This is a genomic window from Planctomycetota bacterium, from assembly GCA_016207825.1.
Classification (GTDB): domain Bacteria; phylum Planctomycetota; class MHYJ01; order JACQXL01; family JACQZI01; genus JACQZI01.
The window spans coordinates 1-26,765 of the sequence record JACQZI010000010.1 but is presented as its reverse complement, the minus strand read 5'-3'; the positions used below and the strand labels follow the sequence as shown (position 1 = coordinate 26,765).

27 protein-coding genes and 6 tRNA genes are annotated in these 26,765 nt (G+C 45.1%); 17 read left to right on the top strand and 16 right to left on the bottom strand.

What is annotated here, in order from left to right:
* Positions 1-89 precede the first annotated feature (89 nt).
* The 5 genes from HY811_04865 to HY811_04845 are packed head-to-tail and all read left to right on the top strand — an operon-like array spanning position 90 to position 4,011.
* Complete coding sequence (locus HY811_04865; protein ID MBI4834132.1) at positions 90-1,460, top strand: TldD/PmbA family protein; 1,371 nt, start codon at positions 90-92, stop codon at positions 1,458-1,460.
* Positions 1,461-1,474: 14 nt separating this feature from the next.
* Positions 1,475-1,705, top strand: coding sequence for a biotin/lipoyl-binding protein (locus tag HY811_04860; protein MBI4834131.1), 231 nt, complete (start codon positions 1,475-1,477; stop codon positions 1,703-1,705).
* 57 nt (positions 1,706-1,762) lie between these two features.
* Complete coding sequence (locus HY811_04855; protein ID MBI4834130.1) at positions 1,763-1,879, top strand: OadG family protein; 117 nt, start codon at positions 1,763-1,765, stop codon at positions 1,877-1,879.
* Between the two features lie 3 nt (positions 1,880-1,882).
* Complete coding sequence (locus HY811_04850) at positions 1,883-3,025, top strand: sodium ion-translocating decarboxylase subunit beta (GenBank protein ID MBI4834129.1); 1,143 nt, start codon at positions 1,883-1,885, stop codon at positions 3,023-3,025.
* A 2-nt stretch (positions 3,026-3,027) separates the two neighbouring features.
* Positions 3,028-4,011 (top strand): polyprenyl synthetase family protein, encoded by a 984-nt coding sequence (locus HY811_04845; protein ID MBI4834128.1) that lies wholly within the window; start codon positions 3,028-3,030, stop codon positions 4,009-4,011.
* Between the two features lie 44 nt (positions 4,012-4,055).
* Here HY811_04845 and HY811_04840 read toward each other — a convergent pair whose 3' ends face one another.
* From HY811_04840 to mobB, 8 genes are all read right to left on the bottom strand, one after another.
* Positions 4,056-4,661 (bottom strand): hypothetical protein, encoded by a 606-nt coding sequence (locus tag HY811_04840; protein ID MBI4834127.1) that lies wholly within the window; start codon positions 4,659-4,661, stop codon positions 4,056-4,058.
* A gap of 57 nt (positions 4,662-4,718) precedes the next feature.
* A complete protein-coding gene (locus HY811_04835) occupies positions 4,719-5,630 on the bottom strand; it encodes a phosphoribosylaminoimidazolesuccinocarboxamide synthase (protein ID MBI4834126.1) in 912 nt (303 codons plus the stop codon).
* A gap of 4 nt (positions 5,631-5,634) precedes the next feature.
* Positions 5,635-7,083: a glycogen synthase GlgA gene (gene glgA, locus HY811_04830; GenBank protein MBI4834125.1), complete on the bottom strand. Its 1,449-nt coding sequence runs from the start codon at positions 7,081-7,083 to the stop codon at positions 5,635-5,637.
* A 13-nt stretch (positions 7,084-7,096) separates the two neighbouring features.
* Entirely contained in the window at positions 7,097-7,681 is a 585-nt protein-coding gene (locus HY811_04825) for a nicotinate-nucleotide adenylyltransferase (protein MBI4834124.1), read from the bottom strand.
* Positions 7,682-7,693: 12 nt separating this feature from the next.
* A complete protein-coding gene (gene nadB, locus HY811_04820) occupies positions 7,694-9,298 on the bottom strand; it encodes an L-aspartate oxidase (protein ID MBI4834123.1) in 1,605 nt (534 codons plus the stop codon).
* Positions 9,299-9,370: 72 nt separating this feature from the next.
* The gene (locus tag HY811_04815) at positions 9,371-9,964 is read right to left on the bottom strand and encodes a molybdenum cofactor guanylyltransferase (protein MBI4834122.1); all 594 of its coding nucleotides are present in this window, start codon (positions 9,962-9,964) and stop codon (positions 9,371-9,373) included.
* Positions 9,961-10,134 carry a hypothetical protein gene (locus tag HY811_04810; protein ID MBI4834121.1) on the bottom strand — a complete coding sequence of 58 codons (174 nt, stop codon included), beginning with the start codon at positions 10,132-10,134 and terminating at the stop codon, positions 9,961-9,963. Before HY811_04810 ends, HY811_04815 begins: the two co-directional genes overlap by 4 nt.
* Positions 10,113-10,625, bottom strand: coding sequence for a molybdopterin-guanine dinucleotide biosynthesis protein B (gene mobB / locus HY811_04805; GenBank protein ID MBI4834120.1), 513 nt, complete (start codon positions 10,623-10,625; stop codon positions 10,113-10,115). The genes HY811_04810 and mobB overlap by 22 nt, the downstream gene beginning before the upstream one ends.
* 91 nt (positions 10,626-10,716) lie before the next feature.
* On the opposite strand from mobB, the gene HY811_04800 reads away from it, so the two are divergent.
* From HY811_04800 to HY811_04775, 6 genes are all read left to right on the top strand, one after another.
* A tRNA-Arg gene (locus HY811_04800) sits at positions 10,717-10,790 on the top strand.
* Between the two features lie 59 nt (positions 10,791-10,849).
* Positions 10,850-12,052 carry an HD domain-containing protein gene (locus HY811_04795; protein MBI4834119.1) on the top strand — a complete coding sequence of 401 codons (1,203 nt, stop codon included), beginning with the start codon at positions 10,850-10,852 and terminating at the stop codon, positions 12,050-12,052.
* Between the two features lie 360 nt (positions 12,053-12,412).
* Positions 12,413-12,490, top strand: a tRNA-His gene (locus HY811_04790).
* 644 nt (positions 12,491-13,134) lie between these two features.
* Positions 13,135-13,302, top strand: coding sequence for a hypothetical protein (locus HY811_04785; protein ID MBI4834118.1), 168 nt, complete (start codon positions 13,135-13,137; stop codon positions 13,300-13,302).
* Positions 13,303-13,605: 303 nt separating this feature from the next.
* Positions 13,606-14,745, top strand: coding sequence for a type III PLP-dependent enzyme (locus HY811_04780; GenBank protein MBI4834117.1), 1,140 nt, complete (start codon positions 13,606-13,608; stop codon positions 14,743-14,745).
* Positions 14,746-14,823: 78 nt separating this feature from the next.
* Positions 14,824-15,966, top strand: a complete 1,143-nt coding sequence (locus tag HY811_04775; protein ID MBI4834116.1) for a deoxyhypusine synthase — start codon at positions 14,824-14,826, stop codon at positions 15,964-15,966.
* Positions 15,967-16,008: 42 nt separating this feature from the next.
* Here the strand turns inward: HY811_04775 and HY811_04770 are convergent, their stop codons facing one another.
* Positions 16,009-17,265, bottom strand: coding sequence for a PD40 domain-containing protein (locus HY811_04770; GenBank protein ID MBI4834115.1), 1,257 nt, complete (start codon positions 17,263-17,265; stop codon positions 16,009-16,011).
* Between the two features lie 442 nt (positions 17,266-17,707).
* Between HY811_04770 and HY811_04765 the strand changes: the two genes are divergently transcribed.
* From HY811_04765 to rpmH, 4 genes are all read left to right on the top strand, one after another.
* A tRNA-Lys gene (locus tag HY811_04765) sits at positions 17,708-17,780 on the top strand.
* A 72-nt stretch (positions 17,781-17,852) separates the two neighbouring features.
* Positions 17,853-17,926 (top strand) — tRNA-Arg (locus tag HY811_04760).
* 120 nt (positions 17,927-18,046) lie between these two features.
* A tRNA-Leu gene (locus HY811_04755) sits at positions 18,047-18,128 on the top strand.
* 117 nt (positions 18,129-18,245) lie between these two features.
* Positions 18,246-18,419, top strand: coding sequence for a 50S ribosomal protein L34 (gene rpmH / locus HY811_04750; protein MBI4834114.1), 174 nt, complete (start codon positions 18,246-18,248; stop codon positions 18,417-18,419).
* Here the strand turns inward: rpmH and HY811_04745 are convergent.
* The gene (locus HY811_04745) at positions 18,409-19,029 is read right to left on the bottom strand and encodes an HNH endonuclease (GenBank protein ID MBI4834113.1); all 621 of its coding nucleotides are present in this window, start codon (positions 19,027-19,029) and stop codon (positions 18,409-18,411) included. The genes rpmH and HY811_04745 overlap by 11 nt on opposite strands.
* Positions 19,030-19,044: 15 nt before the next feature.
* Entirely contained in the window at positions 19,045-20,151 is a 1,107-nt protein-coding gene (locus HY811_04740; protein MBI4834112.1) for a histidinol-phosphate transaminase, read from the bottom strand.
* Positions 20,152-20,296: 145 nt separating this feature from the next.
* Between HY811_04740 and HY811_04735 the strand changes: the two genes are divergently transcribed.
* Positions 20,297-20,387, top strand: a tRNA-Ser gene (locus tag HY811_04735).
* Between the two features lie 28 nt (positions 20,388-20,415).
* On the opposite strand, the gene HY811_04730 is transcribed toward HY811_04735, so the two are convergent.
* The 5 genes from HY811_04730 to HY811_04710 all read right to left on the bottom strand — a co-directional run bounded on the left by HY811_04730 (position 20,416) and on the right by HY811_04710 (position 25,811).
* A complete protein-coding gene (locus HY811_04730) occupies positions 20,416-21,201 on the bottom strand; it encodes a FliA/WhiG family RNA polymerase sigma factor (GenBank protein MBI4834111.1) in 786 nt (261 codons plus the stop codon).
* A gap of 12 nt (positions 21,202-21,213) precedes the next feature.
* Positions 21,214-22,185, bottom strand: coding sequence for a sigma-54-dependent Fis family transcriptional regulator (locus HY811_04725; protein MBI4834110.1), 972 nt, complete (start codon positions 22,183-22,185; stop codon positions 21,214-21,216).
* 30 nt (positions 22,186-22,215) lie between these two features.
* Positions 22,216-22,473 (bottom strand): hypothetical protein, encoded by a 258-nt coding sequence (locus HY811_04720; GenBank protein MBI4834109.1) that lies wholly within the window; start codon positions 22,471-22,473, stop codon positions 22,216-22,218.
* Between the two features lie 168 nt (positions 22,474-22,641).
* A complete protein-coding gene (locus HY811_04715) occupies positions 22,642-25,203 on the bottom strand; it encodes a VWA domain-containing protein (GenBank protein MBI4834108.1) in 2,562 nt (853 codons plus the stop codon).
* A complete protein-coding gene (locus tag HY811_04710) occupies positions 25,200-25,811 on the bottom strand; it encodes a MotA/TolQ/ExbB proton channel family protein (GenBank protein MBI4834107.1) in 612 nt (203 codons plus the stop codon). Before HY811_04710 ends, HY811_04715 begins: the two co-directional genes overlap by 4 nt.
* 66 nt (positions 25,812-25,877) lie before the next feature.
* Here HY811_04710 and bioD point away from each other — a divergent pair, with 66 nt between their 5' ends.
* Complete coding sequence (gene bioD, locus HY811_04705; GenBank protein MBI4834106.1) at positions 25,878-26,600, top strand: dethiobiotin synthase; 723 nt, start codon at positions 25,878-25,880, stop codon at positions 26,598-26,600.
* Positions 26,601-26,765: the final 165 nt, after the last annotated feature.

The window sequence follows — 26,765 nt, the reverse complement described above, 5'->3', positions numbered from 1 at the left end:
TTTCGCTTTTTATAGAAGCGAATTTACTTGAAAGCCTTTTATAAAGTAAGTAAAATAAAAAATTCAAATATTTATATTACAGGAGAATAATGATGCTGGCTCGCGAAGATGTAAAACAACTCACCGATAAGATATTTTCGTATGGACGAAAGAAAATAAACGGGAAAAATGCTGCCGATGAAATCGAAGTGATTTTACTTAATTATAATCAATCGCTCACCCGCTATGCCAATAATGTAATTACCCAGAATGTCCACGAAAGCGATATAACCGAGCTTACGGTGCGCCTGATAAAGGGCGGCAAGGTTGCACGCGCCATGACTAACCGGATAGATGAGGAATCTCTTAAGAAATTGATTTCAGACGCTTCCGAGCTGGTATCTTACCAGAAAGCCGACCGGAAAATACTTCCCCTCCCTAAAAAGCAGTCTTACCGTGAGGTTAATGCCTATGTCGAAAAGACCGGACAGGTGAGCCCTCATGACCGGACCGAGGCAATCCGGATGGCTGTGGGGGAGTGTGAAAAGCACGGCTTGAACGGCTCCGGCATATTTTCCAATACTGTTTCCTGTCTGGCGCTGGCAAATTCACACGGATTATTCGCCTATCACAAAGGTAGCGAAGCTGAGTTTTCGTTAACCGCTTTGACTAATGACAGCAGCGGTTGGGCAAAAGCCCATAATAAAGATGCCAGCCAGATTAATACGCTTGCCGTTGCGCGTCAGGCGATTGAAAAGGCGTTAAAAAGCCAGAATCCGGTTTCCTTGCCGGCCGGCCATTATACGGTTATCTTGGAGCCTGCGGCCGTGAGTAATTTTATGCTTTTTATGGCATGGCGCGGGTTAGGCGCTTTGACATTTCAGGAAGGAAGAAGTTTTTTGTCAGGTAAAATGGGGAAACAGGTAATAGGTAAAAATATAACCATTTCTGATAACGTATATCATCCACAGGCAATGGGCGCGCCTTTTGATTTCGAAGGCATGCCTAAAAAAGAAGTGGTGTTGATTGATAAAGGGATTGCGAAAAATGTCGTATATGACCGGGAGACAGCTCTTAAGGCGAAAACCGTCACTACAGGGCATGGATTGCCTCAGCCGAATCCTTCAGGCCCCATGCCGACTAATCTTATTTTGGCTGCCGGAGATTCTTCAATAGATGAAATGATCGGTTCTACCAAGAATGGGGTCTTGGTAACGGAATTCCATTATACGAATTTAGTCGAACCTATGCAATTGGTCCTTACCGGAATGACCAGAAACGGGACATTTTTAATTGAGAATGGCCAGATTACAAAAGGAATCAGGAATATGCGCTTTACCGAAGGCGTGGTCAAGGCGTTATCCAATGTTGAAATGATTTCGCGCGACAGTAAATACCAGAATGCTTTCTTTGGAGGCGGATTTGTCGTGCCGGCGCTGAAAATAAACGATTTCAACTTTTCAAGCGAGACTAAATTCTAAGAAGGGGGATAAAAATGAGCGAAGGGAAAATAACGAAAGTAACCGCCCCGATGGTTGGGAAAGTTATTAAGGTTAATGTTAAACAGGGAGATAAGGTTAATCAGGACCAGCCCATGGTTATATTTGAGTCCATGAAAATCGAGATGGAAATTATGGCCCCGGTTGCCGGAACCGTAAAAGAAATTTCAGTGGCTGTCGGTCAGGCTATTGAAGCCGAGCAGACCTTAGTGACAATAGAATCGTAGATTAAATGTCAATTGATTCCGTTTTGATGGATTACTTCCCGGAAACATTTAGATAATATGTCAGATTTAGAATTCGGCCTCAGCCTTGCGATAATCGGGATGGGCGTAACGCTCGTTACGTTATGGTGTTTAGGGTTTTTATCAAGCCTGCTGAATAAAATATTTACCAAATAAACTATGATAGAAACATTATTAATGGGATTAAATGGTTTAATGGAAGGGTTTAAAAACCTCGGCATTTCAAATGTTATAATGCTTGTTATCGGCGGGGGTTTAATCTTCCTGGCGATAAAACACGGATTTGAGCCGCTTCTTTTGATTCCAATCGGTTTCGGCGCCATTCTTGTTAACCTTCCGATGACCGGTTTGATGGAGCATGACGGGCTTTTAAGGATTATTTACGATTTCGGAATCATGACGGAGCTTTTCCCCTGCCTTATTTTTATCGGAATCGGCGCAATGGCGGATTTCAGCCCTATTTTAACCAATCCGAAGATTCTTTTCATGAGCGCGGCCGGACAATTCGGTATTTTCCTGACCGTTATACTCGCTTTAGAGTTAGGGGATTTCAGCAGGCCGGAGGCTTGCGCCATAGGGATTATCGGCGCCTGTGACGGTCCGACCTCGATAATTTTCGCCAAACGGTACGCCCCGGCGCTCGCCGGCGCCATTATGGTTGCCGCTTATTCATATATGTCTCTTGTCCCGATTATCCAGCCTCCGATTATGCGCCTTTTGACCACGAAGAAGGAACGGATGACCAAAATGGGAACGCTTAAAACATCCGTATCCAAAACCGTAAGAATCATCTTTCCGGTTATGGTAACTGTATTCACCTGTTTGGTCGCTCCCAAGGGAGCTCCGCTTATAGGGCTTTTGATGCTCGGTAATTTCCTGAAAGAGTGCGGGGTCGTCGGGCGTTTAAGCCAGGCCGCGCAGAATGAGTTGATTAATGTTATTACCCTGCTTCTGGGAATCAGCATCGGCGCGACAATGGAGGCGGATAAATTTCTGCAGCAGACAACCCTGATGGTTTTTGGATTAGGATTGATTGCCATTATATTGGATACGGTTTGCGGCGTGTTATTGGGCAAATTAATGTATCGGTTAAGCGGAGGAAAAATCAATCCTTTAATCGGTGCGGCCGGGATTTCTGCTTTCCCGATGTCTGCCCGGGTGGTTCAGCGGGAAGGTCAAAAAGCCGATCCTCAGAATTTTCTGCTGATGCATGCCATAAGCGTTAATGCCGGCGGACAAATCGGTTCGATAATGGCGGCCGGCGTAATGCTTTCAGTCTTAAACGGAATGGGATTCGCCTAACGATGATTAATTTACAAACTGTGCATCAGTCGCTTAAAGCGGAGTTGAAGCAATTCGAGAATTCATTTAATTGCCTTTTTGCTAAACAGAATGGGGTTAGCCGGAAACTATATCTTTATCAGGAAAAAGTCCGCGGTAAAAGATTACGCCCGGTTTTACTTTTCCTCTCCGCCCGGGTGAGCGGCCGTATTAAACCTATCCATTTTGACCTGGCTTTGATCGTGGAATTAATCCATAATGCCACTCTTATGCATGATGACGTTCTTGATGATGCAAGGTTAAGGAGATATCTGCCGACGATAAATCAAAAATGGGGAAATGAAATGGCAATTCTTTATGGCGATTTGATATTTTCCAATGCATTTAAAACTTGCGCGGATATACAATCCACGGAAGTTGTGAAAGTTATTGCCGAAACGGTGGGGCAGATATGCCATGGGGAGCTGGTCCATACTGAACGCAGATTTGATTCTTCGCTCACCGAAAAGGATTATTTAAGGATAATCAGGGAAAAGACCGCGACTCTGTTCGCGACGTCTTGTTATTTAGGTTCGGCGTTTGCATCCGGTAATAAAAAACACCATTTGGCGCTAAAAAACTACGGGCTTAATTTTGGAATGGCATATCAGATATTGGATGATTACCTCGATTTTACGGCTACAGAGAAATCCATCGGGAAGACAGTAGGGACGGATTTGGCTAAAGGAAAAATAACCTTGCCATTGATGCGTTTAATGAAACGCTTCCCAAAAAACGGCAGTAAAAAGATGGAAAAAATGATTGTTTCTCTTATCCGCAATAGCAAATCAGGCGGGGCAGGGGGATATAAGCCTGATTGCAACCTCGAGTCTGTTAGAGACGATATTTTGAAGACAGCCCAATGGTATTCGGTAAAAGCAGTTGAGTCGCTTAAAGCGTTACCTCAATCCGCTGAATCTGGATTATTGGAAGGCATTGCCAAATCAATTATTCCGCGGCATAATTAATTCTGTCTAAGGCAACTATCAATAGTTTTTATTTTCACATCCTGTTATTGTGGCTTTTTGGGCATGTTTTCGTCCATCCATTTTTTGACTTCTTCCGGGGGCTCTTCCGGAGGCAGTCCTTGCTGTGAACGTTCTTTCTGTTTCATCATCCATTGCTTGACCGATTCAGGCATATTCCCCATGCCCGGCTTAACCGGCGGCTTTGCTTCTTTGTTATCTGGTGCGGTTTCCGGTGGTTTTGTCTCAGATGGTGTTGATGATGGGTTTGAAGATAGTTTTTCTTTTAACGCCGCATTTTCTGCTTCCAGCTGTTTTTTGATGGCAACAAGCTGCTGAGCCATTTGCATTATCCCATTGCTTTCATCGCGTAGAGCATTGAATTCCATTTCCAGTTTGGCCGAATTTTCTTTTAAAGTGGTGTTTTCAGATTTTAAATCGCCATTTTCCTTTTCCAGTTGAGCGATTTTATCATTGAGTGATGTGATTTTACCGACCTCCTTGTCCAGTTTTTCTTTTTCGCCTTTTAAGGTTTTTACCTGCTTTTCGAGGTTGCCGTTTTTCTTGGTTAATGCTTCTATTTCGCTTTTATTACAGGCGGCCAATCCCATTATAAGTCCGAGGACAATTACCCACAAGGTTATCTTTTTCATGTTTTGCTCCTTATAAATTATTGATATTTATTATATAGTATCGGGTTGTTTTGTCAATCAATTTATTATTAATGGATTCCCGGTTAATCTTTCGTATGCTTCCAGGTATTTTTCCGTGGTTTTCTTTATGATTGCCTCGGGTAACTTAGGTGGCGGTGGATTTTTATCCCATTTAATAACCTCCAGATAGTCCCTGACAAATTGTTTATCAAAAGATGGTTGGCCTTTGCCTGCCTGGTATTTATCTTTCGGCCAGAATCGTGAAGAATCGGGCGTTAGGACTTCATCAGCCAGTATTATATCATTGCCTGATTTTCCCCATTCAAATTTCGTATCGCTTATGATAATTCCCTTTTCAAGGGCGTATTTATGGGCGGTTTGGTAGACTTGTAGGCTTCGTTCCATTAAGATTTTAGAGTGTTTCTCGCCGATAATCTGGCTCATTCTTTCGTAGTTGATGTTTTCATCATGTCCGGAAGTGGCTTTGGTGGAAGGGGTAAATATCGGTTCGTCCAGCTTATCGCTTTCCTTAATCCCGTCTTTCAGCTTTATCCCGCAGACTGTTCCGCTTTTCTGGTATTCTTTCCAGCCGGAACCGGCCATGTATCCCCTGACTACGCATTCGACCGGGAAGATTTCGCACTTTTTTACCAGCATGCTCCTTCCTTTTAAGACGGTTTCATGCGCGGCGAGTTCGGGTTTTAGTTTCTTTATTTCATTAAAATTATCAGTGATGAAATGCGAGGGAGTGATGTCTCTCAGCAAATTAAACCAAAAGGCGGAGATAGCCGTTAATACGTTGCCTTTAAGGGGTATTCCATCGGACAGTATGACATCAAAGGCGGATATCCGGTCCGTGGTCACAACCAGAAGGTGGGGCGGTAGTTCGTAAATATCGCGCACTTTGCCCCGCCCGAACAGTTTTAATTCCGGTATTTTAGTTTCCAAGACCACGGTTGGTTCGTTCATTAAATTATCCTTTCAGTTTGAGATAGAGTTTGTTGTATTCCCCTGCGCTTCTTTTCCATGACCAGTCTTGTTTCATTCCGTTCTTGACTATTTGCTTCCATACTTTTTTGTTCTGGAATGTAGATAGGGCGTTCTTTATGGTTTTGAACAAGGCTTGTCCTGTGTGTTCGCGGAATGAAAATCCGGTGGCTGTTTTTAAATTGCTGCCGTCGTAATTGGTGATGGTATCTGCCAGGCCGCCTGTTTCACGGACGATAGGCGGTGTTCCGTATTTAAGCGAATAAAGCTGGTTCAATCCGCATGGTTCGTAACGCGATGGCATCAGGAACATGTCAGCTCCGGCTGTAATTAAATGCGCTAACGAATTATCGAATTTGAGGTTAATTCCTGTTTTCTTCTTGTATTTTTTTTGGATATCGGTCATCGCCTTGTGGTATTTTTCCTCGCCCGTGCCTAGGAGCACGAATTGGACGTCTTCTTTCATCAGTTCATCAAATATTTCCACGAGGATATCAAGCCCTTTTTGCCCGGCAAGCCTGGTGACCATTCCGATAATCGGTGCGTTCGATGCCGGCAGGTTTTGGGATTCCTGCAGCGATTTGCGGCAAGTATATTTTCCTTCCATACCGGTGGCATTATAGTTTGCCGGAATAAGCTTATCACTTTCCGGGTTCCAGTCGGTGTATTCAACTCCGTTAATAATTCCGTAAAGGTTAGCCTGGCGTTCTCTTAAGACTCCGTCCAACCCCGCACCGAATTCCGTGGTTTGGATTTCGTGGGAATATTTTGGGCTGACCGTGGTTAAGATATCAGAAAAAACGAGACCTCCTTTAAGGAAATTCAATTTTCCCCAGAATTCAAGCTGTTTCCAGTTGAAAAGGGACCAGTCAAACCCGGTTAGTTTCATATCCCAGTGCCAGAATAATCCCTGGTAAGCCAGGTTGTGGATGGTGAATACTGTTTTTATGTTTTTGAAAAGCGGGTCGGAATTGTAAATAGTTTTAAGATAAACCGGTATCAATGCAGTTTGCCAATCATGGCAATGAATTATATCAGCGTTTATATTCAATGCTTTGATGGTTTCTAATACTGCGCGGGAAAAGAAAATGAACCGTTCTGAATTATCCGGGTAATCTCCCTTTGATGTGCTGTAGAGGTTGTCCCTGTTATAATACTCGTCATTCTGGATAAAATAAGCCGTTGCCTTGCTTTCCGGGATAAGGGCCGTCCAGATTTTGGCTTTGGATGTTTTGTCTCCTATTTTTACTTCAATTCCGATGTTGGTTGGCGTCAATTTCAGTTTGGATTCTTTGATTTGCCTGTAAAAGGGAACGAAAAGTGATATTTTATGTTTTAGTTGCTCCAGGTGAATAGGTAATGCCCCGGCGACATCCGCCAGTCCCCCGGTTTTGGCGAAAGGAACGGCTTCCGAAGCTACTTGTATGATATTCATGATAATCCCTCCTTTATTTATATAAATTGTTGTTTATAATATACTTCTCCACTGGTTTTGATACAAGATATTTTATAGATTGTTTTTCTCTTATGCGTTTCCTTATTTCGCTGGAGGAAATATCCGATAATGGTTTTTTTATATGAAAAATACGTGGCGTTAAATAAGAAGGCAGTTTTCTTTTCATGATAACGCCGGGCCGTTCAACTGCGATAAAATTACAAAGTTTGGCCAGCTCTTTTATTCCTTTCCACAATGGCAATTCTATTAATGAATCGCTTCCGATGATAAAATAGAATTTTGTCCCCGGTTTATAGAGTTTGGTTAAATGCTTTAAAGTGTCAATGGAATATGTTAAGCCGCCCCGTTTAATTTCGATATCTGATGTTTTGAAATAAAGTGTTCCTCTGGCAGCTTTTTTAACCATGGTCAACCGGTGTTTGGGTGATGCCAGCGCATTGTTTTTTTTGTGATAGGGGGTATGACATGGCATAAAAATAATTTTATCCAGTTTAAAACGTTTCCGCGCCTCTCTGGCGATTATCAGATGTCCGTTATGAATCGGGTTAAATGTCCCGCCTAAAATGCCTATTTTCATGTTTACTGCTTTTTAGCCTTGAACGATAATATGTTTTTTCCACTGCTTGTTATTTTGTGAGGGAAAATCGGTCCGGTAATGCGTTCCGCGCGATTCTGTCCGTTTCAATGCCGATTGTGCGATTAACCGCGCTAGGATGAGCATATTTTGCAGTTCCCATGCGGGGACTTCCCTGAATTCCTTGTTGAGGACGTAACTTTCCCAGAAATCTATTTTGGATAAAGAGTCGGTTAATAGTTTTTCTTCCCTTTCCACCCCGACCGCTCTTGTCATAAGGCTTTTTAGGGCGTTTCTGATATCTTCCATATCGAGAGAATCAGTTTCAGAATAGGCGGTTTTATGTTTTATCTTAAGCAGTCCGAATGGCTTGTTCGATATTTTTTTACCTGCCGTTTTACCGCAAACCGTCCCCATGACAAGGCTTTCAAGCAAAGAATTGCTTCCTAATCGGTTAGCCCCGTGGAAATTACAGGAGGCGCATTCGCCTGCCGCGAAAAAATTATTAATGTTTGTTGAACCGTCCGGTTTTGTTCTTATTCCTCCGAGCATATAGTGCGCACTGGGGCGGACCGGAATCAAATCGTGTGTGATATCAATTCGGAATTTTTTGCATAATTGATAAAGTCCCGGGAATTGTTTCTTTATTTTCTTTTCTCCAAGATGGGTTACGTCAAGATAAACACTCGTGTCGTTACTCAAGCGCATTTGATTGATAATGCTGCGCGACACCACATCCCTGGGTGCAAGTTCCGCTTGGGGATGGTAATTAGTCATAAACCTTTTTTTGTGTTTATCTACAAGGATGCCGCCGGCTCCACGAACCGCTTCGGAAATTAATGCTCGGGCTGCCCCCGCAATATATAAGGCGGTAGGATGGAATTGGACAAATTCCATATCCTGTAATACCGCCCCGGCGCGGTAAGCCATGGCTATCCCATCGCCGGTTGCAACTTCGGGATTGGTAGTTTCCCTGTATAGTTGTCCGAGACCTCCGGTTGCCATGATGGTTTTACGCGCCTGGATGATAATAAAGTTATTGTTGCCGGATTGGTATGCCAATACCCCGCAGCATGTGTTATGTGCATCCGTTAAAATGTCGATTGTGAAAACCTGTTCTTTATAAGCTATGTTATCTATTTTGTTGATTTTATTTATCAGAGATTTTACAACTTCCTCTCCGGTGTGGTCGCCCCCCGCGTGCAGGATGCGCGGGTATTGATGGCCTCCTTCGTGTGCAAGGTGGTATTTTCCCCCATGCCTGTCAAACTTGATGCCCCATTCAATCATTTCCTTGATATTTATAATGCCGTTAGTGATGATTTTACGCACCATTTTCGGGTCGTTTAACCCTTGCCCGTTTTTTATGGTATCATTAATATGGGAGTATACTAAATGCTGGTTGTTAATATGAGAAGCAATGCCGCCCTGGGCGTAAAACGTATTGCTTTCAGAAAGAATGCCTTTTGTGATAATCAGAGCCTGTCCGTATTTGCTTGCTTCAATCGCCGCGCGCAATCCGGCAATGCCGCTGCCTACAACCAAAACGTCCGTATAAACAGACGGTAATTTAGATGCGTTGAAACTTATCAGGTATCTGGGGGCTTTCATGGTTTTAATTTAACAAAACCGAACCGCAAACTCAATAAAAAAGCAGCAATGGATAAAGTCGCATGCAATGAGAGATTCGCATTAGTTGGTTTTGAGTTTGTTTTGGATTTGTTGATAATCACTTCCAGAGCTGAGGGTTAAGAAATTGTCGTTCCCGATTTTTTTTATTTCAGGTTGCTTGATGGTTTTTACTTTTACCAGCGGCAAAAAATCGATAATCTTGCAATTATCTTTACGGATTATTTCTTCCATTGCTTTAACGCACTTTTTGGAATAGACTGCGCAAAAGGGTTCAAATCCGTTTTCACTTTCTGGAATAACCACGTCGAATCCTTTGCGGTATTTTAATAAATACTTGATTAATCCGGGTTCTACAAGCGGGGTGTCGCATGAGATTACAAATGCATATGGGTTCAAGGTGTATCGAAGGGCGGAATAAATTCCGGACAGGTCGTTTCCTGCTGGCATCATATCCGCGACTACCCGGACGCCTTTTATATCCAGGTATCTTGCCGGATTCTTAGCGGAAATGATAATTTCCGGGAATAAAGGATTAAGTTTGCCAAGAAGTATATCCAAAACGGTTTTATTGCCTATTGGGAGAAACGTATTATCTTTTCCGGTTGTTTGGTTTTTCCCTCCGGTTAAGATAATCGCGGCAATGGGGCCTTTCATAGGTTCACTTTTATTTCTATCTGGATTTCTTTTGGATTGTCTACTCCTTTAAGGCTGGCGAGCATCCCTAAAATGCCCGACCCTAAAAAATCCTGGACGAATCCTTTTATCGGCAGCGGTTTGCCGTCGATTTTTACCCTGACCAGCTCTATTTTCCTTTCTTCTGCCATAAGAATCTCCTTTCGATAAAATCTGCCGTTTTTGAGATTTGGTTTGGCTTGAATTGCGGTTGTGGGTACCCGTCGATTTTGAGGTCGGTTACGAGTGCAATAAGGTTGTGGCCCCGTGGTTTGCAAAGCGGTTTCTTGGCGACAGCCGCGCGGACGAGTTCTATCTTTGGTTTGTTTTCCCTTTTGAATCCTTCCGTAATAATCAGGTCAAAGCCCTTAAAGAAGTTTTCGGTAATAGCGTCAAGTTTAGCCGGTTTATCTAACCTCTTTATAAAGGCCAGTTTTCGCGGTGAAATAATAAGTGTCGCACAGCTGCCTGCATGAAAATGGCGGTAGGAATCTTTTCCCGGATAATCAATTTCAAACCCGCGCGTATTATGCTTGATTGTCCCGATGCGGTATCCCTTCCCGGATAAATTTTTGATAAGCTTTTCCAGTAAGGTTGTTTTGCCCGAATTGCTTTTTCCTACAATCGAAATAATTTTTACCATAACGCGTATTATACAACTCTGGTTTATAGCAACAAGATAATTTAATATTTGACACTTTACAAATGCTCTGGTATTCTGGAATCTTAGAGATGCCCCCGTAGCTCAATTGGATAGAGTGACTGGCTTCGAACCAGAAGGTTCCCCGTTCGAGTCGGGGCGGGGGTATTTAACTTGAAAATTCCCTGTAGCTTGCCGCAGGGTACTTCATTTGAAAATATAAGAATATGGATGAGACGCAAAAAATTTATTTCAAGGAACTGGTTTACGGGATTTCAAAGGCCTTGGACCTTTTGACCTTGCGCATCAGCCGCCATTCCCAGCGTGTTACTATGATTAGCCTTAAAATGGCAGGTGTAATGGGCATTAGCGATTCTGATAAGCTGAACCTTTTTTATGCAGGCTTGTTGCATGATTTCGGGGTCGTTTCAAGCAAGGATAAAATGGATATAATGAACTTTGATTATGCCAATTCCCGCACGCATATCGAATCAGGCATTAAAATATTGGGGGCATTTAAATTATTCGATAACTTCATTAATATCATCAATTATCATCATGACCATTGGCTTGGTCCCAATCAATCCGGTTTAATCAAAGACAAAATCCCGGTTTTAAGCCAGATATTGCACCTGGCGGATAGGGTGGAGGTTTTAATCGCCGAGGATAAATATATTTTGGAACAGACGGATAGAATAACGAGTCAGGTTAATAAATTCAGCGGAATGTGGTTCAATTCTGATTTGGTTGATGTCTTCCATAAAATTGCCCGTCACGAAGTATTCTGGCTGGACCTTTCAACGGAGTTTACCAGCAATATCCTCCAAAAAATTTCTCCGCTTGATGACCGGTTGCTTACTCTTGATGAGGTAATTGAAATTGCCGCGCTTTTTGCTTACCTAATTGACCAAAAGAGCCGGTATACAAAAACCCACTGCTGTGGGGGCACGGAATTGGCGGTGAAGTTAGGCGCTAAAATGGGCTGGTCGGAGATTGATTTGAAACAGCTCAAAGCCGCCGCCTTATTGCATGATTTGGGTAAATTAGCCGTACCGGATGAAATCCTGGAAAAGCCGTCAAAATTGAGCTCCTACGAATATGCGATTATTAAAAAGCACGCTTATTATACTTATCATATTTTGAATAATATAAACGGGTTGAATACGATTGCCCAATGGGCTTCGTATCATCATGAGGGGTTGGATGGCAGGGGATATCCTTTTGGGCTTAAGGCGGATGAAATACCGCAAGGCGCGCGTATTATCGCTGTTGCCGATAGATTTACCGCCTTAAATGAGGACAGGCCTTATCGTCGTAAATTACCTCCGGACCAGGTGTTGCGCATACTGGAATCCGAGGTAAAGCATAACATAATTGATTCGCAGATATTCGAGTCTCTTAAAAGCATTTTAGCGGATAACAAGCATTAAATTTGACAAACCCGCCTAAATTTTGTTGAATTCTACTAACGACCATATTATTTCTTGATCGATTGGTCATTGCGTAATCAGCCCCGCTCCTCCCGCTTTGCGGGATTCGGGGACACCCCCTACGGGGACGACCAGATATATCGTAGTGTAGGGTCAGCCGAATAAATAGGGAGTCCCATTAAGTTGAATGGGGCAGATATCCCGGTGCGGAACAGAGTGGAGCCTCCCGGAGTAGCGCGTAGTGGATGATGGATAGCGTAGCGCGAAACGAAGTGGAGTCCCGACCCAATCGGGAGAGTCCCGAGTGCTATGGCCTCCCTTTAGGGGCGAATGTCGGGAGTCATTGGTTATTGTAACACGGTGGGTGTAGCTCAACTTGGTTAGAGCATCAGACTGTGGCTCTGAGGGCTGCGGGTTCGAATCCCGTCACTCACCCCATTTTCCTTTTAGGTATAGTTTTTATATTTAGATGCCCAGCATATCGGTTAAGTTGCCTTTCTGTTAATAATCATCTTAACATCTGTCAAAAGATAACATAACATGTTAATATGATAGGATACAGGCCAGCGGAGGCGAGGCGTCCACGGAATTCCCCCGGAATTCCACGAACTAATGAACTTACATCCATGAAATTGGGGATTGAAATCCAAACCCTCTATAAGCGGATAGAACGGCTGGATAAGCAATACTAGGTCAAGCGCAAGCTCCTGATCGGCTAAGAAAACAGGGAAGAGAATCCCCTCCTATATATATCCGCCTGCCACCCCTGCCCCCCGTGGGGTACCCCCTCCTACCCCCTGGATATACCCCCTCACCCCCGTGGATCCTATACTGCCTACCCCAGGATATCACGCTACTTACCCATATATTACATACCACTCACCCACGGATGCCATACCACTCACCCGTGTATCCCATACCTATTACCCCTGCATCCCATAATCCACCCCTACGGTCCTCACTCCACCTTGTTATACACTAAACCTTCTCTGTTGACAATACGATAACTGTATTTTTATGCTTCCATTCGCCGGTTTGGGCTGTTTGTTGTTAAGGATGGGACAGATGGCTTGGTCTTCCTTATGCCGGCAGATTATTTCCAGCTTTTCTTCGGTGCCGAGCATGCGGCGCAGATTCTCGATGAATTCGAATTTTTGGGCAAAGACAATTTCCTCATTGCCGATTTTTTTGAAAAGCCTGCCCGCGCCTGTCGTTTCGCACCGGGATGGTCTGCCCCATTCTACGAATAGGACTCCCTATTTATTCGGCTGACCCTACACTACGATATATCTGGTCGTCCCCGTAGGGGGTGTCCCCGAAACAGAGTGGAGCGGGGCTGGCATACGAAAGGGACGGTTGATTATATAATTGTTGTGGAGCCGGAATTCTCCAGACGCTTCGGTCGGGACGCTTGATTTATTATAATGTTGAATGGCGTTAATTTACTTGATAATATAACTTCTTTTGTTATAATTTCCCTTTATAAATTCAAAGAGGTTTTCCGGCAGGGCCGCTGCCGGTGACCCCTTAAATTATTAGAGGATTAGATGCAAATGAAAAACAGAAAGATAAGCCTTGCCAACGGGCAGGCTAAGAAAGCTTTAAACCGCTTGGCCAGGCAATACGGCACGCCGTATTTTATTATCGACCGGTCCAAATTGCGGCAGAATGTCCGCAAGTTCAGGAAATTATTGCCGCGCGTCCAGCCTTTTTACGCCGTTAAAGCAAATCCCGATACCGAGATTCTCAAGGTTTTTAAGGAAGAAGGCTGCAATTTTGATGTCGCCTCCAAAGGAGAGATGGAAAAACTTTTAAAACTCGGTGTCAATTCACAGAGGATGCTTTTTGCGAATACGGTCAAGCGTTTGCCGACCCTTAAATTTGCCAGGGAAAAAGGAATAAACCTGATGACGTTCGATTCGGAATATGAGCTGGATAAAATCGCGAAATACGCCCCGAAGTCGCGCGTTATGGTCCGCATAAAAGTTTCCAATGTCGGCTCAATCGTCGAGCTTTCCGTCAAATTCGGCGCCGAGCCCGCGGATGCCATTCCTTTATTGATAAAGGCACATCGTTTGGGATTGGTTCCCGTGGGGGTCAGCTTCCACGTCGGTTCGCAATGCTTGAAAGACGAAAATTACATAGAGGCGCTTGAGGTGGCTTCCATCATCATGCGCGACGCGAAGCTAAAGCAATTGCCGTTGGACATGCTTGATATCGGCGGCGGATTCCCCATAACCCATTTTAACGGGGAGGAAGACCATTTTACTAAAATGGCGCCGACGATTAACAAGGAAATTAACCGGCTTTTCGAGCCGGGTGTTAAAATCATCGCCGAGCCCGGCCGCGCCCTGGTCGGCCCGGCTTGCACACTGGTTATGAGCGTCATTGGGAAATCCATCCGCGCCAATAAGCATTGGTATTACTTGGATGACGGCTTGTATGGCACGCTTTCCGGAATTGTTTACGACCATTGCAAATACCAGTATAAGGTTTTCCGTAACGGCAATACGCAGATTTCCACCCTGGCCGGACCTACCTGCGACGGCTTTGACGTCATATCCTTCACGGAAGAACTGCCCGAGCTGGAAGTGGGGGATTTGCTTTACGTGGAAAATATCGGCGCGTATAGCATTGCCACCGGAACTAATTTTAATAATTTACCTTTACCGCGTGTGGTCGCGATAAATTAGGCTTGAATATATTATAAGGAGATTTTGATGAAACGAACTCAGATGTTAAAAGAAAATTTATCCGAAATACCGGATTGGATGAAAAAGAAAACCTGCCCTAATAAACACAGGTATCTTTCAGGGCATAAAATAATGCCCAAAGGCATCACCGGCAAGGAGACGCTCGAATCCTTGATTTCCGAAACATTCCTGGCTTATAATTCAGCGCGTTTGCAGGAAGGCTGCCGTCTTTTTACCGAGCGGATGCTTGAACCTGATGTCACTGTGGGTATGACCCTGGCAGGAGCTTTAACACCGGCAGGATTGGGTTGTAGTGCAGTTGTCCCTTTGATTAAAGCCGGATTTGTCGATTGGATAGTCGCGACAGGCGCTAACATGTACCATGATATGCATTTTGCGCTTAATTATCCGTTATTTGTCGGTTCACCCGATGTGGATGATACGGATTTAAGGAAAAATGATGTCGTCAGGATTTACGATATATTCCTGGGCTACACAGATTGCCTAATGGCAACCGATGAAGCGCTCCGTTCTATTATCCGCCAGCCGGAATTCCAGAAAGAAATGGGCACCGCTGAATTTTATTATATCTTCGGGAAATATATGGCTGAATGGGAAAGGAAAAACAAGTTAAAGGATGTTTCCGTATTGGCGGCGGCTTACCGTTACGGAGTTCCTGTGTTTACGAGCTCTCCTGGTGATTCGACCATCGGTATGAATATCGCCGGGGTGGAACTGGAAGGCAATAAACTCAGGATTAACCCGTCAATAGACGTAAACGAAACGACCTCAATCGTCCTGGCGGCCAAGCGTTCCGGTGGGAAATCAGCCGTATTTTTAGTCGGTGGCGGAAGCCCGAAAAACTTCATGCTCCAGACCGAACCGCAGATACAGGAGGTTTTGCGCATCAAGGAAGTGGGGCAGGATTATTTCTTCCAGATAACCGATGCCCGCCCTGATACAGGAGGCCTTTCCGGCGCAACCCCGCATGAAGCGGTAAGCTGGGGGAAAGTGGACCCCAATCGCCTGCCGGATGCCGTGGTTTGTTATATGGATTCGACCGTTGCCTTGCCGATAATCACGCATTACGCATTGGCTAAACGCAAGAAACGCCCTTTGAAGAAGCTTTATTTTAAAAGGGAACAGTACCTGGAAAAACTGGTGCGAGAATATTTCGCTCATAATAAGGGCAATAATAAAAAGGTTCCGAAAAACACCTGAGTATTCCTTGCTTGATAAGAGGGCTTCTTATTATGAAGGAACCTATTTATTCTTTTTGCTTTCCAGTTGGGTGAATAATTTGGAAAGTTCGGGGAAAGCCGCCGGGCACCATTCCGGCGATTCGCCGGCGCCCGCGGAAACCTTTTTCTGGTTGGCGCCGTCCGCGTCCATGATGTATATTTCGTTTATCATGCCGTTCCGGTTGGATACGAAAGCAATCTGTTTGCCGTCCGGGCTCCAGGAAGCCCAGCCGTTTAACACCTGGTTTTCGGTCAGGCGTTGCTGGTTTTTCCCATCTTCGGCGTCCATGATGTGAATTTCCCAATTATTCTGCCCGTCCATATTCAGGTTAAAGGCTATTTTTTTTCCGTCCGGGCTCCAGGCAGGGTCGCCGTCGTATCGGGAATTTTCGGTTAGTTGCTTAAGGTTCTTACCGTCCGCGCTTATGGCGTAAATATCACGGTTGTTTGCCGTGCCGGATTCAAAGGCGATTTGCTTGCCGTCCGGGCTCCAGGAAGCCCAGCCGTCTTCCACCTGGTTTTCGGTCAGGCGTTTCTGGTTTTTGCCATCCGTATCCATGATGTATATTTCAGTATTACCGTCGCGCGTCGAGTCGAAGGCAATCTGCTTTCCGTCCGGGCTCCAGGCAGGGAAACGGTCGTCGGCATTGTTATCGGTCAGTTGTTTCAGGTTATTGCCGTCTATATCCACGGTGTAGATATCCCAATTTCCTTTGCGGTTGGATTCGAAGGCGATTCGGGAGCCGTCCGGGCTCCAGCAAGGGCGGCCGTTATTAAAACCATCCTTGAGGAGGCTTTCTTCGTTGCCGCCATCCGGGAATAAAAGGCGCAATTCGCCACCGGCTTGGTACATGATTTTTGGGCGGGTATAGCGGTAAAAATAACCGCGCAGGTAATTGGCGCGCATCCTGATTTCAACATCCTTGTCCGCCAGCGCCTCGGATAAAGCATGGGCAAAATCTTCCGCGGCTTTTTTGGACTGGGCCGTTGATTTGCCGTCCGCATCCTTAAGCTTATCCAGGCGGTATTGTTCAATCAACGCTTTGCCAAAAGTCCTCAGTTTATTCTGTGCTTCCTCGCGTATTTCCCAATCAGCGTCACCCAGCTGTGGGATAAGCCGGTATATTTGTTCTATTCCCGGTGTGTTAGGCGTTGTGGTTTGCTCCTTCGTTCCGGTAGTTTTCTCCGAAGAGTTGACCGAATCTTCAGTCATCGCGGTCCCTGAATAGAAAATCACTGTAAAGATGCTTATCAGGGCTAAAAAGCACGCCTTTTTCATGGTATTTAAGTATAGCAATATTTCCGGGCATGTCAAGTGTAGCAATAGTAATTGATGATTGCCGTAATTTTTTAACTGTATAATAAGGCCTGTAGAATCTGGAAAGCCATGGCGTTTATTAAGCTCTTATCCGTATCTTTATTCCTTATTCCCTTTGGTCATGTGAGGCTTCTTTTCAGGAGGATTCAAATTCGCACCGCGGATTCGCAATAGGTGAATTTTTCTTGATTGTTTGCGTTTGGTATGATAGTTTTGTATCGTTAAATAGGGATATGCGCCCGCCCCCATACGAGGGCTCCCGACCACCTACGGGGACTTCCCGATAATCGGGTGTCCCGAGACGAAGGAGCGGGGTTATTCGGGGTGCCCCCGAAATGAAGTGGAGCGGGGTAGCTCAGCCCCACGACGTGACGTCAAGAGACGAGGATTTGATATAATATATACGCCCGTAGCTCAGCTGGTAGAGCAGTTGATTCTTAATCAACGGGTCGCCCGTTCGAATCGGGCCGGGCGTATTTTTTTACCCGCCCCCGTAGCTCAACCCCGAAAGGTCGGGATTTCGCTGGGGGTGATGACTCGTTATTGATGCCCCCGTAGCTCAAATGGATAGAGCAACGGATTTCTAATCCGTAGGCTGTGTGTTCGAGTCACACCGGGGGTAGACTGGGAGTTTAAAAGTTACAGGTTGCAAAGTTTAAGAGTTAAAGGGAGAGAGAAAGAATAATATTGCGTCCCGCACCTGCGTGGGTGGTGGAACTGGCAGACCGTCCCGATGAAAAATGGGCGGATGGCGGAACTGGCAGACGCGCAAGATTTAGGATCTTGTCCCGAAAGGGATGGAGGTTCAAGTCCTCTTCCGCCCATTTTTATCGGGATGCCTTTAGGCTTGCGGGTTCAACTCCCGCCCCACGCAGGCGCGGGATGGGTGACACTATCTTGTTTTATACGGTTTTTACCGATAATGAATAGGAGGAGTAAATATGAGTTTAACTTACAGGCCACACAATTTAAAACGGATAAGGAAATGCGGGTTTCGCGCACGCATGAAAACACGGGGCGGGCGTAAAGTCCTTTCACGCAAGCGTGCAAGGGGTGCTTGGAAACTGAGCGCGAGCGATGAGCAGGTTTTTAAACGCAATCAGTTTAAAAACTAATCCGGGTCTTTTCCGTGACGAATTCTTTCCAGAAGGTGTATTTTTTATCTTTCAGGTGAGCTGAAAACAGCGGTGTCATCGTAGGCGCCGCTGGTTTGTGGATAAGCTTCATACGGGCTTCCTTGGGCGTTTTCCCACCTTTTTTTGTATTGCATTTACTGCAACAGGCGACCAGGTTATCCCAGTTGGAACTGCCTCCGCGCGAGCGGGGGATGATATGGTCAATGCTCAATTTGGTGGCGGCAAGCTTTTTCCCGCAGTATTGGCAGCGGTATTCATCTCTTGCCATAATGCTTTTACGGCTGAATCTTACTTCCTGCTTGGGAAGTTTGTCATAGCTCAAGAGGCGGATTACTCTTGGAACTTTCAGTTTCCTGGATGGAGTATGTATGATGTCCTCACGCGAACCGTTGGTCGGCTGGTCTATCCACCTGATAAAATCGTATGTTGCAAACGACCCGTTATTCTGGGCCACCACCTCTGCGGTGTTTTTATAGAGCATTTTAAAGGCACGCCGGACAGTGATAATCTTTATCGCCGTAAACAGCCTGTTTAAGACCAAAACGCGCGTATCAAGGACCGAACCGTTACCGTTGTTTTTTATTACCATACCTAGTAAATCGGTTTATTTTATGCCGTGCTTTTTAAAAATGTCTTTAATGCGTTTGATTAATTTCTTGTTTTGCGATTTTGTTCCGATAGTTATGCGCACGCCGTTGTTTATATCCTGCAAGGGCAGGTGGCGCACGATAATGCCGCTTTTCATCAGTTCCTGGGAAAAAACTGCGCTGTCTATAGGCGGCAGGACATATATAAAATTAGCTTCGGTAGGGATGTATTTTAATCCGATTTCCTTGAACTTATCATAAAGGAATTCTTTTCCCTGGATGTTTATCTCGATGCTGCGCCTTACGTGGCTTTCGTCGTTCAGCGCGGCCAACCCGGCAATCTGGGCTGGGCTATTGACGTTAAACGGCAGCCTTACTTTGCGTAGCGCCTCTATTATTCCCTGGTTGGCAATGCCGTAGCCCAGCCTTAAGCCGGCCAGGCCGTAAATCTTAGAGAATGTCCGCAGTATTATGACGTTTTTGCCTTGGCGGAAATACTGGAGCGAATCAGGGAAATCATCCCGCAAGATGTATTCGCGGTAGGCTTCGTCAAAGACCACGATGATATTTTCCGGTATCTTAGCCATAAACCGCTTGACCTCCTCCGCCGTATTCATGGTTCCGGTGGGGTTGTTTGGGTTGGCGATAAAGATTGCCTTAGTTTTTTCCGTGACCGCATCCGCCATTGCGTCAAGGTTATGCCGGTAATCTTTTAAAGGAATTGCTTTCCGGACGCCTTCAGCAATTGCCGTGACTATTTTGTACATTATAAAACTGTCTTCCGCCATGACGATTTCATCGCCTTTATTTACAAATGCTTGGGTGACCAGCTCAAGTATTTCCACCGAGCCGTTTCCCAGGATAAGTTCGTTCTCAGTAATCTTGAATTTCTCTGCAAGGGCTTTTGAAAGGTAATAGCAATTATCATCCGGGTAGAGGTTTAAATTTCCAAGTTGTTTTTTAAGGGATTTAATGGCGTGCTTGGAAGGGCCGAGCGGGTTTTCATTGGAAGCCAGTTTTATAATGGGGCTTGTTAATCCTAATTCCCTGGCAACTTCTTCGATAGGTTTTCCTGGAACGTAAGGCTTGATGCTCATGATGCTTTGCCTGGCTAATTGGTTCATGTTATCTCCTTTAAAACAACTGCCTATAATTTAACACTTAGAATAATTTAATCAAGTTTTATGTGCAACTTTCAGAATTAAAGAGTTTGGTTTATATTGACTTTTACCGGGCTGGAAATATGATAGTAGGGTATTGCATGTGCGTGGAGAGGTGGCAGAGCGGTTGATCGCGGCGGCTTGCTAAGCCGTTGTCCTGGTTTTTGCCGGGACCCTGGGTTCAAATCCCAGCCTCTCCGTTTTGTCCCGCCTTGAACAGAAACCCTTTTATGTCAGCCATTCAGGCTGGCGTCTTTTGAAACGTCGGCGCAGGTGGTGTATCACGCTGTTAAAAATCTGGCTTACGCGCGATTCAGAAATTTCCAGCACTTTCCCGATTTCCTTCATAGTCAGGTCGTCGTAGAAATAAAGCTGGAGAACCAGTCTTTCATTTTCGGAAAGGTCGTTCTTTATGTGGTCGGCCAGATCCTGGAGAAGCATTTGCTGGAAGGCGTCGTCGGCCTTATCATCGCAAATCAGGTCAAAGAGTTCGGTTGTCCGGTCATTTTCGCTGGAGATGTCTTTCTTATAATTAAAGAGAAGGATGCTGGTTACGGAAGCCTCGCGTTTTAAGTCTTGGTAAGCTTTCATCGAGACTTTCATTTCTTTGGCCACTTCATAGGGGTTTGCTTGCCGTCCGAGCCGCCTTTCAATGCTTGACTGGGCTTTATCCAGTTGATGTTCTTTTGTCCGGACAAGCCGGGGCACCCAGTCCAGATCGCGCAGCTCATCCAGCATGGAGCCGCGAATACGGTTAACGCAGTAAGTCTCGAATTTAATATTGCGTTTCAGGTCAAAGAGATTGATTGCGTCTGCTAGGCCGAAAACACCGGCGCTGACTAGGTCATCCAAGTCAACACAATTGGGCAGCCGCATGCGGAGTTTTTCCGCAACGCTTTTGACTATCGGCAAATAGTTTTTAATCAGGATATCGCGGTATTTCTGCTGCTTTGTCTTGCCGTATTTTACCCATACCTTCCTTATTTCCGGCGGTATTTTTTCCGTTTGTTGCATAGATTCTCCTTTCTATGCCCTCTCATTATTTATCAATTCGTATTGCCTGATTTTATCACGCAGTGTCCGTTCAGAGATGCCTAAAATCTCAGCAATCTTTCGTTTGTTTCCGCCAAACCTGTTTAGGGTTGACGTGATTACTTTACGTTCAACGTCAACTAATCGGCTTCCTGCCAGTGTTTCTGTATCCAAATCCGTTTTTACGCTTGTTTTTAATGCGGGCATGATATATTCCGTGTCAATTGCCTTTTCCGGGCAAGCAACAATCGTCCGTTCGATAATGTTGGATAATTCACGGATATTGCCCGGCCAGTGGTATTCCATCAGGAGTTGCATGGCTTTTTCACTCAATGATTTCATCGGCAAATTATTTTCATGACAGTGTTTAGTCAGAAAATAATTTACCAGCGGCTGGATATCATCCGGCCGTTCCCTTAAGGGGGGGATTTCAATATGGAGGACATGCAGCCTGAAGTAAAGGTCCTGGCGGAACGATTTGTTCCTGCTTGATTCCCATAAATCCAGGTTGGTTGTTGCAATAATCCGGACATCGATATCTTTTGAAGCGCTGCTTCCGACCCGTTCCAGCTTTTTCCTTTCGAGCACCCCCAAGAGTTTTGCCTGCAGTTTCATGTCGATTTCGCTTATTTCATCGAGAAGCAGTGTCCCTTTATGGGCGGTTTCAAAGCGGCCGATCCGGGTGGATTCGGCTCCGGTGAAGGCGCCTCTTTCATGTCCGAACAATTCCGTTTCCAGAAGGCTGGAAGAAAGGGCAGGGCAGTCCGCTACGACAAATCTTTCGTTCCTTCTGGGGCTTTCGTTATGGATGAAACGCGCAGTGACTTCCTTGCCGACGCCGGTTTCCCCGGTGATAAGCAGGTTGGAATTGCAGGCGGCTGCTCTCTTTGCGTCCGCAATGAGCTTTTGCATGGCCGGGCTTTCGCCTGTCACGAAGCAATAACCGTTATTAATCTGATATATCATATACCCCTCATACCTCTCTTTAAAAACAAATTACTTGGGAGGTTTTTTCTTTCCAAGAAGTTTTTTTACTTCCCATAAAGGATGATGCCGCTTGAGCGTTTCTATTTTCATGAGCCTTTCAAATACGCCTTCATTATAAAGCCGGTGCCCGGAAGATGTCCGCTTGGCGACCGTCACCAGATTCATCAAAGTATAGTTATGGAGCGTCTGCCTGGAAATATTTACTTTTTGGCCTTTCATGAATTCCAGGATTTCGCTTATCTTGTATAATTTTTCCGGTTTTAACATTATTCGTTACCGTTACAATTTTACGCTTCGTAATTTACATATTAGAGTTTACAGCATGTAAATAGATTTGTCAAGTAAAAAATTATTTTTTTAGTAAAATTTATTTCGGAAAGCGGACGCAAAGCGGGCGACCTGAAGGGGGCTTATTTGCTTAGTTTCAGGGCGAAATCAGGCTCGGGAAGTGAGCCACGGCAAATTAATTATTAAATCGACCAGGATTAAAATGAAGATTATCGTTAAAATCAGCGTATTTTGACTGTGCTCGGAAAAGGTTTCCCCGGACGGTTTTTTGGGCATTTCAATGTTCGAAATATCTTTTACAAGCGTGCCGGCGGTTTTTTCCGCGAGCTCCGCAAGTAACGGATGGTTCTGTCCGAATTCTTTCCATTCGGAAGAGTACGGAATGACAAACGGGATCGTTTTGACTAATTCTGTGTTGCGGGCAGCCGTTTGGTAAACGTTGCAGGTGTAACTGCCCTCGGCCAGGTTGGGGATGGCGGCTTCATATTGGCCCGGTGCAGTTTGTTCAGCCTGTTTTCGTGATATGTTTAACCCTTGTTTTCCTATTTCAATATCGAATTGGAGGTTGTGTTCGTTTTGGGCATTGCGGATATTTATTTTCAATGTGTTATCTTCGGAAACCAGGTGGGCGATGGATAAATCGGTTTTTCCGTTTGCCCCTGATGGAATCATTTTGGAAAGAATAATATTCCAGAATTCTCCCAGGCTCTGCCAATCAATCCATTCTTTTGCCCATTCTTTATTAAGGGCTGATGCAAAGGCGAATACCTTGCCTTTGCCGTAATGCCGTCCGGAAAGTATCGGCTCGCGGTTTCCCTTAGTTTCTATGATTGATTCGGCGTCTTCCTTGAGGCTCGTCCGGTTATAGCCATCCACTTGCGGCAGGTCATTAATTCCCGTGAACCATTCCTTCTCGGCAATGATTTCGATATTTGTTTCGCCTTCATAATATAATCCCTGGTAGTAGGAGAGGTCGTTTTTAAGGAAATCGGATAATGTCAGGAAATCGGACAACCGGTAAAAACGCCCGTTAGTTTCTTTATTGGTGACGTTTTTAAGGAAATCCTCATCAACGCTTTCTCCTGTGGCAATGGTTGAGATGGTTATTCCCGCCCCGGCAAGTTCTCCGCCCAGCTTCAACGCATCTTCTTTGGTTTCCCCTCCTGTGCTGGCGCCGTCAGAAATGAGTATGATATGCTTGCGTGCAGTTCCGGTGCCTGCCAGGTCGCTAAATGCCTTTTGCCTGATTGGCGCAAGTATTACCGTTGAGCCGTTCGGCTGGATTTGCTTGAGGAGGTTGTTTACATCGGATAAATCCGACATCTTCTGTAAGGCACGTATGGTCTCGTAGCGGTCGTTGAAAATAATGATTTCCAGTTCGTCCTTGCCGGAAAGGAGTTTCAATGCTTCGTTTAAGGCCTGCCGGGCGATCGACCACTTATTGCTGTCCGCGGTGATGGGTTCTTCCATGCTTCCAGAACGGTCCAGAATTATTGCTAAGGCGATATTGTGGGGAGGCGCGAACCAGACCGGTGAGATTTCTTCCAGCATCGAACCCTGATAGCCGCCTAGGGCATAACTTTTTTTGCCTCCCATCATTAATACCCCGCCGCCGCCGTGCACGAAATCCTTAACCGCATCCAGTTCTTCTTTTTTCAGTTCATTAAGCGGTAGGTTATCAATAATGATTCCATCGTATAAATTCAGGTTGTCAAATGTTTTCTTTTCGTCAAGCCTGAAATAACCGTTTGTTTTGATGATTTGCGCAAGCTCCGCCGTGGGTTGGCCGCCGGCGCAATAAAATATGGATGGCTTGTCTTTCCTTGCGGTTATGGCCCTGGCTGTATTATTCACGGTGCATAGTTCATTAAAATTATCCGTCTTCAAAACTGCCTCAAATTCCTGCACGGCCGTATCCGAAGGGGGAAGTTCGAAAGAGAGCGTTAACGGATTAGCCTTGTTTAATTTAAGATTGTTCCACTGTTTGACGCTTTTTCCCGTCTCGTAAATATGGAGTGATGCTTCTGCCTGGACAGTGCTCGAAAGGATTATTTTTCCGCTTACCGGCTGGTTAATCGTTGTCACAGCGGGCAGGGAAAATTCATTGATTGCCAGGTCGCTTATATTCATGGCTCCGATAGGCATGGCATTTACTTTGATACTGCTGTTTACCAGCATCGGAATAATTTCTTTTGCATACCCGGTGGTTTCCAGGCCGTCTGAAAAGAGCATTATTTCTTTCTGGTAACCTTCAGGGAATGTTTCCGTGGCCGTGCGCAGGGCTTTTTCTATATCGGTTTGGTTTTTGTTAATAGATGAATTAAGCTGTATGCTGGGCTTGAATTCGGATGCCTTTACCGGAGCAATTTCTACCGAGGCATTTCCTCCGAAAACTATTAATCCTGCCAGGTCATCGGGCTTTAGCTTTTTGGCATCGTTCTGGATGGCATCGAGCGCTTCCATCTGGTTAAGGAAAATGCTTCCCGAATTATCCACCAAATAAATCCTGCACAGATTTCCGCTTTTCACCGTGAAGTTTGCCCCGCCCAAAATTATAACGAGGAGCATCACGATAATACTGCGGATAGTATAAGAAATCCACCATCTTGCCCGTTTCGCCGTACCTTTACCCGAAAAGTAAAAGAGAATTGCCAGGATAGGCAGGCAAGCGAGTAATATCCAGGGCTGTTCGAATCTGACTGGACTCATAATTTTTCCAGCATTTCGCGGCTGTGCCGCTCCATATCATTGGTCATTTTATCGACCACATTGGAAAAATAGGCAAAAGCGATATAGGTGGGTATGGCAACGATTAATCCGACCGCTGTGGTTATCAGGGCTTCCCAGATGCCGCCCGCAAGCATACCCGGCCCGGCCGGTTCTCCGGAAGCGGTTGCCGATTGTATCGTTTGGAAGGCGTTTATCATTCCTGTGACCGTCCCCAGAAATCCCAAAAGCGGGGAAATATGGGCAATTACGGAAAGTATTTTCAGGCCCCGTTCCAGTGACGGCAGTTCCAGCCCGGCGATTTCCTGCATTATCTGTTTGGTCCGTTCTTTATCCATCCTGGATTGGTAATCTTCCAGCCCTTTTTCGTAGATTCTTGCCAGCGGAACCCGTGATTTCCTGCAGAATTCGATAGATTCCTTTATCCCTTTTTTTTCTAATGTAGGAATAAATTCTTTTACGAACGCGGCAAACTCGCGCCGGCCTCGGCGCAGGGCGAAAAAGCGGTCGATTATCACGGCAAGTGAAATAACCGAGCAAACTAAGAGCGGCCAGATGAAAAATCCGCCTTTGGAGATTATTTCAAACATAAATTATATTCGTTACAAGGTGATGATTTTCTTGTCAGAATTCATTCATAACTTTATAATAACAACATGCCGAAGTCAAATAAATCATTATCAGTGTTTATTACGGGCACGGATACCGGAGTGGGCAAAACCGTCGTCACGACATCCCTGGCGCTGGCCCTGAAGCAAAAAGGATATGATGTCGGCATAATGAAACCAATTGCCTCAGGAGCAAAGCAAAGGGCAAAGGGCAAAGAGCAAAGAGTAAGGCTGATATCTGAGGATGCGGAATTATTGGTTAAAGCAACAGGCGTAAAAGACTCGCTTAGCTTGGTTAATCCAATATGTTTAAAGCTGCCTCTGGCACCGTCGCTGGCTGCCGGGCTGACCAAGCGAAAAGTAAACCTTGCTAATATATTTTCCGCTTATAAGGTTCTAAAGGCGCGGCACAGAGTAATGCTGGTTGAAGGAGTGGGGGGCTTAATGGTCCCGCTTAAAGGAAAATATCTAGTGGCGGATTTGGTTCGTGATATGAAACTGCCCCTGCTCGTTGTCACGCGGCCGTCTTTGGGCACGATTAATCATACATTACTGACTATAAAATCAGCCCGTGATTACGGCTTAAAGGTGATTGGGTTTATCATAAACTATCACGCGCCGTTTAAAAAGGGACTGGCGGAAAAATACGCCGCTAAAACCATCAGCGAATTTTCAGGGGTTTCCTGCTTGGGTGAGATTGGGTATCTCGAGAAGACCCGCGGTATTAAACCCTGCGGTAAGATTGCGGAAAAATTTGTAAGAAGTTATTAGAAGCGGTTTCATAAGGTATAAAATCCCCTGCTCTGTTGAATAATTTTTATAAGTTTCTTCTTTCGGTTTATTAGCTGTTTTACCTCTACGCTATGGCTTTTTCTTTCCGATAACCTCTGCTAACAAACTTAAACAGATTCATTATGTTACCCTTAAACCTTAACT